Consider the following 9246-nt stretch of genomic DNA (forward strand, 5'->3'; position numbering starts at 1 on the left):
ATCGGCGACTCGGGTTCGTCGACCGGACGGAAGGAACGAACACATGCGCACCTCCAGCGCCCGCCTCGCCGCCGCAGCCGTCGGCCTCGGTCTTGCCGTGACGCTCGCACCCACTCCCTCCGCCTCGGCGGCGGGGAGCAGCGTCGCGGCGGTCCAAGCAGCATCCTCGTGCTCCACCTGGCAGTACCGGACGAACAAGGTCCTGACGGTCTCGGGCTCTAACGTCCGCATCCCCAAGAACGCCGTGCTCAACGCGCGCGACATCTACCAGGACCGGCGCATCGGGAGCCTCTACTCCCCGGACAAGTCCCACCGCTACACCATCGACGCGCAGATCCTGGTGGTCGACCTGCGCTACGTCACCTGCTGGTGACGACGTCGCGGCGGGGCGGGGCCGGGACGTGCCCTTGCGGCCCCTTCCCGTCGCGCCGGGCCGCCACCCGCGGCAGGATGACGACGTGAGCGCCGCCGGCTTGACCTGCCCCGACCCACCTCGCCGTGACGGGCGGGAGTGGCCGGTGCCGGGCCCGCTGCGCACCGGCGCGTGGACCGCGCCCGACGGCATCACATGGCGACGGCGCGGAACGGAGCCCATGAGCAGGACACGGCTGCGTCGACTGGCGCGGGCGGGCGCTCGGGTCGCGCACGTGTACCTCTCCGAGCCGCACGAGCACGAGGGCGGCGAGCGCATCGTGCTGCTCGATGCCGTCGACGGCCACCTCGCCGACGGGGGCGCGCACGACCGGTTCGCCGTCGGCGAGCTCCGGAGCCCGGACGGCCGAGCCCTCGTCATGGTCGAGGAATCCTGCTGACCCCCCGTCGTCCTGCCGACGCCCGAAGTGGTTACCGGGCGCGGGTCTGACGAACGGAGGACGACACGTGGCGGAGCTGCCGGTGACGCTGGCATTGGGGGCGCCCGAGCACGGGGTGACCCGGTACGCCCTCGAGGTGGCCGACTGGGTCGGCGGGCTGGTCGCCCTCGACCCCGCCGACCTCGCCCCAAGGTCGCGGGTGCACCTGCACGTCACCGACCGCGTGCTCGCCGACTCCCCCGAGGCCGCGGCCGAGGTGGTGCGGGCGCTCGGCGATCGGCACCGCCTCAGCGTCACCCTGCACGACGTCCCCCAGCCGACCGACGGCACCGCGTTCGAGCGCCGGGCCGCCTGCTACCGCGCCGCGGTCGCGGCGGCCGAGGGCTGGGCCGTCAGCTCGCAGCACGAGCGCGCGGGCGTCGAGCGCTGGTGCGACCCGGGCACGCCCGGCACCGTCGTACCGCTCCCCGTCATCCCGTTCGAGCAGGTCGGCGACCCCGCGCCCGGCGGCGCACCGAGCGTCGGCGTCTTCGGCTTCGTCTACCCCGGCAAGGGCCACGCCGAGGCCGTGGACGCCCTGGCCGCGCTGGCCGCCCCGGCCGCGCTGCACGTCCTCGGCGCGGCGGCGCCCGGCCACGAGGCGGACCTCGACGCGCTGGTCCGCGACGGCCGGGCCCGTAGCGTACCCGTCCACGTCTCCGGCCGCGTCCCCGAGGCCGAGGTGCCCGCGGCCCTGCGCCGCGTCACCGTGCCCGTGGTCGGCCACCGCAACGTCTCGGCGTCGGGCAGCCTCAACTCCTGGCTCGCCGCGGGCCGGCGTCCGCTCGTGCGCGACGGGGCGTACGCCCGCGAGATGGCCGCCCTGCGCCCCGGCACCCTGGCGCTCTACACCGACGACGAGCTCGTCGACGCCCTCGCCGAGGCGCTCGCCGACCCCGCCTCGACCTGGCTCGCCCCGGGCACCTCCGTGCGCCCCGGCCCCGCCGACGTGGCGTCGGCCTACCGCGCCTGGTGGGACGGCCTCGAGGAGCGCGGCGCGTGAGCACTCCCCCGTGGGGCACGACGGTGCCCGGGAACCGCTGGGACCTGGTCCCCGACGTCGCTTCCGACGCCCCGACCGACGCCGCCCCCCGGCGCTCGGTCAGCGTCGTCGTCACCCACTTCGAGCAGCCCGAGCAGCTGGCGCGCACCCTGCACGCCCTGGGGCGCCAGACCCTGACGCCCCACGAGGTCGTCGTCGCCGACGACGGTTCGGCGACCGCGCCGCAGGTGCCCGAGGGCGTACGCCTGGTGCGTCAGGCCGACCGCGGCTTCCGTGCCGCCGCGGCCCGCAACCTCGGTGCGGCGGCGGCCACCGGTGACCTCCTGGTCTTCCTCGACGCCGACACCTCCCCCGAGCCGCGGTTCCTGGAGCGACTGACCCGCCTGCCCGCCCACCTGCCCGAGCTCCTCGCGGTCGGTCGCCGCCGCCACGCCGACCTGGCCGACCTCCCGCCCGACGCCCCCCTGCCGGACGCGACGGCCGGGCGGGTGCTCGAGGAGCCCGCCTGGCTGGCGGAGGCGTACCGGCGCAGCGCCGACCTGCTCGACACCGACGCCGGCAGCTTCCGCTTCGTGATCTCGGCCGTGCTCGCGTGCTCGCGCTGGTGGTTCGAGGAGGTCGGCGGGTTCGACGAGTCGTTCGTCGGTTACGGCGGGGAGGACTGGGAGCTCGCGCACCGCTCGTGGCTGGCGGGCGGCCTGGTGGCCCACGTGCCCCGGGCGGTGGCCTGGCACGACGGCCCGGACGCCGGCGCCCGGCCCCGCACCGCCGACGCCGGCACCAGCGAGGCCAGCGCCGTGGCCGACCGGGTCGGCGCGCCGGGGGTCGCCTGGCGCGGACTGCTGCGGGGCCCGACCGACGTCGTCGTCGAACCGGCGGCCGACCTCGGCGCGACCGAGCTGCTCGTGACCGTCGACGCCCTCCTGGCCGCCTGCCCGCGCGCCCGGGTCGTGGTGGACCCCGACCAGCACCTCCTGCTCGGCGACGACCCGCGGCTGGTCCCGGTGGCCGCGGCGGGCGAGGTGCTCGCCCGCGCGCGGCTGCGCGTGCTGCTGCACCGGGGCGTCGTCGGCGACCACGGGGCGTACGCCTCCCTGCTCGCCGCCGCGGACGGCGCCGTCCCGTGCGCCACCTGGCTGGTCGGCGACGGTCTCGCGACGGTCGAGGACCTGCGGCTGCACCGACGAGCGGCGCGCTGGGGGCGCGACGACCTGCTCACGGTCGGCCACGTCGAGGTGCCGCTGCTGCGGCCCGTGCCGCGCGACGCGCGGCTCGACGCGCACCTCGGTCAGTGGCTGTGACCCCGCCCTCGAGCCCGCTCGGCGGCCCGGGTGAGCGCCCGGGCGTACGCCTCGTCGTGCGCGGCCGCGACCGTGTCCCGCTGACGACGACGCTCGTCGACGTCCACCGGCGGACGCGAACCCCGCTCCCGCACGCGCTGCAGCGCGGCGACGAGCGAGTCCACGTCCACCCCGCCCTCGTCGCGGCGGTAGACGTCGACCGGCCCCTGCTCCGCGTAGTGGCCGAGGTCGGGCGCCAGCACGTCGGTGCCGAGGTCGCGGCACATCTCCAGCCAGCCCGAGTGGGTCCCGAAGCGGTAGGGCAGCACCGAGACGTCCAGCGCCGCCACCAGCTCCCACAGCGCGGGGTCGTCGAGGTGGTCGTGCACCCGCACGCTCACCCCGTCGGCGGCCTCCGCGCGCTCGAGCTGGGCCAGCACGTCCGGGTCGTGGCGCGGGTGGTCGGGCGCGAGCACGTCGCGGTGCACGGCGACCTCGAGCGAGGTGCCGGGCACGGCCGACGCGGCGGCGAGCAGCGCGGGGAGCACGTCGTCGGCCACGTTGGCGCGCAGGCTCTTCAGGCTGACCCCGACCCGCACCGGGTCGCCGGGACGCCTCGTCCGTCGCCGGTGCTGCCAGGAGGCCATCTGCTCGAGCGGCACCACGTGGGGGTGCGGCACCACGTCGGCGCTGCGGCCCCAGCGGCGCTCGACCTCGGCCGCCGCGCCCGGGGTCAGGGTGATCAGCCCGTCGGCGGCCGGGACCAGGACGTCGAGTCGCTCGAGGTGGCCCGAGCGGTCGAGCAGGTGGGGGTTGTGCAGGTCGTGCACGGTCAGCACGAGGGCACGGCCGCGCGAGCGCAGGGTCTCGACCAGCGTGGCGAGCTGGGCCGGCGTGCGACCCTCGAAACCGAAGTGGACGTGGAGCAGGTCCGCCTCCACCTCCGCCGTGCGCGTCGCGTCGAGCAGCACGGGCGGCCACCAGTGGCCGGTCGGCACGCCGTGCTCGTCCACCCCGGGCGGGTCGTCGAGCCGCACCGGCCCGGGCCGGCCCAGCGGCGCGAGGTGGTGGACGTACGGGTGGTCCGCGGGCACAGAAGCCACCACGACGGGGCGGCCGGGGGTGCCGGGGGCGCCGGGGCTGCTCGGGGTCTGCGTCACGCCGGCCAGCCTAGGAACCGTGCCCAGACAGGAGAGCGATGAGCCGCAGCGAGGCCGAGCAGCGTCACTACGCCGTGTTCCACGAGCTGTCGCTGCCGCCCGCGGCCGCGGCGGCCGAGGACGCGGTGGAGCCGATCGACCCCGCGCTTCCCCTGCTCGTCGTGATGGGCAACTGCCAGGCCGAGTCGCTGCGCCTGCTGCTGCGTGGCGCCGACCTGCGCAGCGTCCGCGTGCCGCCCGTCCACGAGCTCGACGCCGAGGACGTTCCGCGCCTGCAGCGGCTGCTGGCCCGCACGGACCTGTTCGTGAGCCAGCCGGTCGGTGCGGGCTACCGCGGCCTGCCGTTGGGCACCGACGAGCTGCGTGCCCACCTGCCCCGCAGCGCGCGCACGGCGCTCGTGACGCCGATCCGCTACCACGGCCTGCACCCCTGGCACGTCGTCGCGCACCCGCCCGGTCTGGTCGATCCCGACCCGCCGCTCGTCGCCTACCACGACCTGCGCACCCTCACCGGCCGCCGCGAGCCGCCGCCGGACGGCGCCGTCGCCGAGGTCGGACGACGCTCGGTCGCCGAGCTGCAGCGCCGCGAGGCGTTGCACGGCTCGGTGGTCGTCTCCGACCTGTTCGCGGCTCCGCGCCCCGCGCTGATGCGTACCGTCAACCACCCCGGCAACACCGTTCTGGCCCCGGTCGCCGCGCGGCTGCGCGAGGCCCTCGGGCTCGACCCCGCGCCGCCCGGGGTCGAGCGTCCCCTGCTCGACGCGGTGCACGCACCGGTGGAGGAGCCGGTCGTGCGGGCCTGGGGCCTCGACGACGCGCCGTCCACCGACTGGCGGGTGCGGGGCGAGGCGGTCCCGGACGCCCGGGTGGTCGAGACGCACCACGAGTTCTACCGACGGCGGCCGGACGTCGCCGACCTGCTGAGGACGCGGTACGCCGAGCTCGCCGACCTGCTCGGGCTCGGCTCGTGAGCCGCGCACGCATCGTGGAGACGACACCGGAGGGCACCGTGGACCTGTTCGACGTGGTGATCGTGGGCGGCGGCAACGCCGGCATCTCGCTGGCGGCCCGGCTGCGGCGCGACGGCGTGCGCGACGTCGCGCTCGTCGAGCCGCGGGCCGTTCACCACTACCGGCCGCTGCTCAACTACGTCGGCGCCGGCCTGGCGTCCATGGGCGCGCTCGAGCGGCCCACCCGACGGCTCGTCCCTGACGGCGTGACGCTGGTCGAGGACCGCGTCGTCGCGGTCGACCCCGGCGGGGATGCCGGGGCCGGCGGCCCTGCGGTGACCACGGCAGGAGGGCGTACGCTCCGCGGCCGCGACCTGGTCCTGTGCCCCGGCCTCGAGGAGGACTGGGACGCCACCCCCGGCCTCGCGTCCGCCTGTGCCGCCGGGTGGGCGGCCTCCACCTTCGTCGGTGAGCACGCCCCCCGGGTGTGGCCCGCACTGCGGGACCTCACGTCGGGGCGGGTGCTCTTCACGGTGCCACCCGAGCCGGCCCCGTGCGGCCCGACGGCGCTCAAGCCCCTGCTGATGGCGTGCGACCACTGGCGCCGTCGCGGTGTCCTGGGCCGCCTCGAGGTCACGCTGGTGCTGCCGTACGCCGACGCGCTCGGCGTGACCGGCCCGGACCGGCGGGTCGAGGAGGCGCTGCGGTCCGCCGGCGTGCGCGTGCTGCGCGGGAGCCAGGTGAGGGCCCTGGGTGGGGACGCTGGCGGCGGGGAGGCGCGGCGCGTCGAGGTGGGTACGCCCGACGGTCCCGCGGCCCTGGACGACCTGGCGTTCGCGCACGTCGTTCCCCACTACCGGGCGCCCCGCTGGATCGGCGCGGCCGGCCTGGCCGGCGCGACCGCGGCCGGTCTCGTCGACGTCGACCCCCACACCCTGCGCCACCCCCGCCACCCGGCGGTGTGGGCCATCGGCGACGTCGCCGACCTGCGCACGCGGCCCTCGGGCGGGGCGCTGCGCCGCCAGGTCGCGGTGCTGGCGGCCAACCTCGCCGCCGTGCGGGCCACCGACGGGTCAGCGGCGTCGCCGCGGCTCGAGGAGTACGACGGCTACACCGTCATGCCGATCACCCTGGACCGGCGCCGGCTGATGCTGGTCGAGATCGACCGGGAGGGCCGACCGGCGCCCACCGTCCCCTTCCCCGACCTGTTCCGTCCCCGCCGCTCGACCTGGCTGGCCGACCGCTACGGCCTGCCCGTGACGTACTTCCGGCGGATCCTGCGCGGGCGGGTCTGAGCGGCCCTCCCTAGGGTGGGACGCATGGCGGACCGGACCGAGAAGAAGCGCTCCTCCTGGTGGTTCTGGGCGGTGCTCGTCGGGGCGTTCGCCCTCAACGTGGTACTGGACCTGGTCGCCGGGCTCTCGCTGGTCGCCCGCTGGGGCATCGTGCTGGCGGTCGTGGTCGTCGCCGGCCTGGCGCTGACGGCGTACGAGCGGCGGCGCGCGGAGCGCGGCTGACCCCGGCTGGGCCGGCCCGGTCCGTTCAGCCGGCCGCGAGGCGCCGCAGCACGACCTCGGCGGGCTCGTCGGTGCCGTGCGCGTGCCCCGTCCCTGCCCAGATGTTGATCGCCTCCGGGTCGCCCGCGGCGGCCGCCGCTCTGCGGATCGGGCTGGTGAGGTGGTGCAGTGCGGGGTAGCCCGCCGGCGCGTCCGCGTCGAACCGCTCGACGAAGCCGTTGACGAGCGCGCGGGCCGGGCGGCCGGAGAACGCCCTCGTGACGACCGTCGTGGTGCGCGCCGGGTCGGCGAGCGCGGCCTTGTAGGTCGCGTTGGCCCCGCTCTCCGGTGCGCGCAGGAGCACCGTGCCGACCACGGCCGCCTCGGCCCCGGCCTCGAGGACGGCACGGACCGCGCCGGGGGTCGCCAGTCCACCCGCTGCCCACACGGGGAGGTCGGTCACCGCGCGCACCGCGGCGACGAGGTCGGTCAGGCCCGTCGACGCGGGCGGCCGCGCCGGGTCGAGCGTCCCGGAGTGGCCGCCCGCCTCGGACGACTGCACCACGAGCACGTCGGGACCCGCCTCGCGCTCGGCCCGCGCCGCCTCGTCGGGCGAGGTGACGGTCTGGACGACCGTCGTGCCGACCGCGCGCAGGGCCTCGACGTCGGCGGCCGACGGCAGACCGAAGGTGAAGCTCACCAGCGGCACGGCCAGGTCGACCAGCAGGTCGATCTTGGCGCGCCAGTGGTCGTCGTCCTCCCGGGGCTCGGCGCCGTCGAGGTCGACGCCGAACGACGCCGCGAGGTCGGCGAGCTGGGAGGCGTACGCCCGGAACGCGGCCGGGTCGACCGGCACCGCCGGCGGCGCGAAGAGGTTGACGCCGAACCGCTCGGTGCTGCGGCGGGTCTCGGCGACCTGGGCCGCCAGGGCGTCGGGAGTGAGGTAGCCGCCGGCGAGGAAGCCGGTCGCCCCGGCGCGTGCGGCCGCTGCGACCAGCGGCGGGCCGCTCGGTCCGCCGGCCATCGGGGCCGCCACCAGCGGCGCGTCCGCCCCCAGCGTCGCGAGGACGCCGTGCGCAGCCAGCGAGCCGGGCCCCGCCGTCCCGCTCATCCGAGCTGTGGCCGCATGGATGCCGCCATCGTGTCGACGTTGTCGGGCGTGACGTCCCAACGCGTGGCGTCGGTGTCCTCGAAGGTCACCTCGTACCGGCCGCTCGTGCGGTCGAACTGCACGAGCAGGCACGCGGGCAGCGCCTCGCCGGGAGCGAAGTGGCTGGCGGTGTAGGCCGCGACGGCGTCGTTGATCCCGCTCGGCCGCGCGGACGCGCCCGAGAACGCGCCGTCCGCGTCGTAGGTGTACCCGTGCACGCCGCGCACGCCGCGCGGGTGCAGCTTGACCACCAGGGCGAGCGACGCCCAGTCGTCGGAGCTGCTCCGCAGGTGCTGCAGCAGCGAGCGGACGAGACCGACGGCGGGGTCCTCGGACATGTGGCTCCTCGAGAAGGGGCGGCCCCGCCCGTCGGGGCCCGCCCGCATCATGACACCCGGGCACCCCGGACGGCTCGAGGCGGACGGGGGAAGCCGAGGCACGCCTGCACGACCGCGACGAGGACCACCTCGACGTCCCGCAGGTCGTGGGTGCGCACGTCACCGAAGAGCGACAGCGACCACTGCTGGGCGCCGGGGTCGAAGCCTCCGGCAGCGGCCACCGTGACCACCCCGCCCCACGCCTGCATCACCTCCCCGATGACGGGGTCGTCGCCGGCCCACAGGGACATCGACGAGCCCTGCACCGAGAAGGGGTCGCGCGGGTCGCTCCAGGTGAGCTCGTCCTGGCGCAGCACCTCGGTGAGGCGCGACGCCTCCGCGCGGCCGCGCGGGGACGCGCTGGAGAAACGCCGGTGCCGACCGGTGCGGTCGACGTTCCCCACCCACCAGGCCTGGGCGTCGAAGGCCACCGCGAGCCCGTGGGCAGCGCCGACCAGGCGCTCGCCGATCGAGGCCTCCGTCAGCTCGTCGAGAGCCTCGAGCTCGTCGCCCAGCGCGGCCGCCAGGTGGCCGGGCGCGAAGCGCGGCGGCGGCAGCCGCAGCGGGACCGAGCCGTCCCGCACCATCGCCAGACCGTTGAAACCGTTCGTCGCCCTCATGGCGCCCCTCCTGCGACCGGGCCGTCCGTGCGGCTGACGCTGCACGGACCGACCATCATCCCCCCGGGAGCGCCCGGTCGCACCCCGCTGCGGCCGACGGCGGCAGCGGGGCGTACAACGACCGATGTGCCGGGAGGTGACGGTTCGATCCGTGCTCGTCCCCGACCAGCGTCACCGCCCCGCGCGGATCCGCAGCCTTGACCTCGACCTCGCTCGAGGTTCTAGCCTCGGCCCCTCGTGCCTCGCCCCGAGGCCGCCCACCGAGAGGAATGCCGTGCCCCTGCGCCTGTTCGCCCCGTCCGTCGACGTCGAGGCCCACTGCGACCTGCCCTGCGGTGTCTACGACCCCGCCCAGGCCC

Annotated in this window: 12 protein-coding genes; 8 read left to right on the forward strand and 4 right to left on the reverse strand. The window is 76.7% G+C overall.

Features of this window, described 5'->3' with window-relative positions:
* Positions 1 to 43 precede the first annotated feature (43 nt).
* The 4 genes from RDV89_RS18375 to RDV89_RS18390 all read left to right on the forward strand — a co-directional run bounded on the left by RDV89_RS18375 (position 44) and on the right by RDV89_RS18390 (position 3155).
* Complete coding sequence (locus RDV89_RS18375) at positions 44 to 373, forward strand: hypothetical protein (RefSeq protein WP_315735441.1); 330 nt, start codon at positions 44 to 46, stop codon at positions 371 to 373.
* Positions 374 to 593: 220 nt separating this feature from the next.
* Positions 594 to 812, forward strand: a complete 219-nt coding sequence (locus RDV89_RS18380; protein ID WP_315735443.1) for a hypothetical protein — start codon at positions 594 to 596, stop codon at positions 810 to 812.
* Positions 813 to 879: 67 nt separating this feature from the next.
* On the forward strand, positions 880 to 1854 hold the full coding sequence (locus tag RDV89_RS18385; protein WP_315735444.1) for a hypothetical protein: 975 nt from the start codon (positions 880 to 882) through the stop codon (positions 1852 to 1854).
* Positions 1851 to 3155 carry a glycosyltransferase gene (locus tag RDV89_RS18390; protein WP_315735446.1) on the forward strand — a complete coding sequence of 435 codons (1305 nt, stop codon included), beginning with the start codon at positions 1851 to 1853 and terminating at the stop codon, positions 3153 to 3155. The genes RDV89_RS18385 and RDV89_RS18390 overlap by 4 nt, the downstream gene beginning before the upstream one ends.
* Here the strand turns inward: RDV89_RS18390 and RDV89_RS18395 are convergent.
* Entirely contained in the window at positions 3143 to 4294 is a 1152-nt protein-coding gene (locus RDV89_RS18395) for a glycosyltransferase family protein (RefSeq protein WP_315735448.1), read from the reverse strand. The two genes, RDV89_RS18390 and RDV89_RS18395, sit on opposite strands and share 13 nt — an antisense overlap.
* Before the next feature lie 38 nt (positions 4295 to 4332).
* On the opposite strand from RDV89_RS18395, the gene RDV89_RS18400 reads away from it, so the two are divergent.
* From RDV89_RS18400 to RDV89_RS18410, 3 genes are read left to right on the forward strand one after another with little or no spacing between them, the layout of a single operon-like run.
* Positions 4333 to 5265 (forward strand): WcbI family polysaccharide biosynthesis putative acetyltransferase, encoded by a 933-nt coding sequence (locus tag RDV89_RS18400; protein WP_315735450.1) that lies wholly within the window; start codon positions 4333 to 4335, stop codon positions 5263 to 5265.
* The gene (locus RDV89_RS18405) at positions 5262 to 6539 is read left to right on the forward strand and encodes an NAD(P)/FAD-dependent oxidoreductase (protein ID WP_315735452.1); all 1278 of its coding nucleotides are present in this window, start codon (positions 5262 to 5264) and stop codon (positions 6537 to 6539) included. Before RDV89_RS18400 ends, RDV89_RS18405 begins: the two co-directional genes overlap by 4 nt.
* Positions 6540 to 6563: 24 nt before the next feature.
* Positions 6564 to 6761 (forward strand): hypothetical protein, encoded by a 198-nt coding sequence (locus RDV89_RS18410; protein ID WP_315735454.1) that lies wholly within the window; start codon positions 6564 to 6566, stop codon positions 6759 to 6761.
* Between the two features lie 25 nt (positions 6762 to 6786).
* Here RDV89_RS18410 and RDV89_RS18415 read toward each other — a convergent pair whose 3' ends face one another.
* The 3 genes from RDV89_RS18415 to RDV89_RS18425 are packed head-to-tail and all read right to left on the reverse strand — an operon-like array spanning position 6787 to position 8887.
* Entirely contained in the window at positions 6787 to 7851 is a 1065-nt protein-coding gene (locus RDV89_RS18415) for a nitronate monooxygenase (RefSeq protein ID WP_315735456.1), read from the reverse strand.
* Positions 7848 to 8228 (reverse strand): hypothetical protein, encoded by a 381-nt coding sequence (locus RDV89_RS18420; RefSeq protein WP_315735458.1) that lies wholly within the window; start codon positions 8226 to 8228, stop codon positions 7848 to 7850. The genes RDV89_RS18415 and RDV89_RS18420 overlap by 4 nt, the downstream gene beginning before the upstream one ends.
* 47 nt (positions 8229 to 8275) lie before the next feature.
* Entirely contained in the window at positions 8276 to 8887 is a 612-nt protein-coding gene (locus RDV89_RS18425; RefSeq protein ID WP_315735460.1) for a hypothetical protein, read from the reverse strand.
* A gap of 151 nt (positions 8888 to 9038) precedes the next feature.
* Here RDV89_RS18425 and RDV89_RS18430 point away from each other — a divergent pair.
* Positions 9039 to 9246 (forward strand): superoxide dismutase [Ni] (locus RDV89_RS18430; RefSeq protein WP_315735462.1); only part of this gene is annotated, 208 nt, incomplete at its 3' end.

This window comes from Nocardioides imazamoxiresistens, from assembly GCF_032378595.1.
GTDB classification, from domain to species: Bacteria; Actinomycetota; Actinomycetes; order Propionibacteriales; family Nocardioidaceae; genus Nocardioides; species Nocardioides imazamoxiresistens.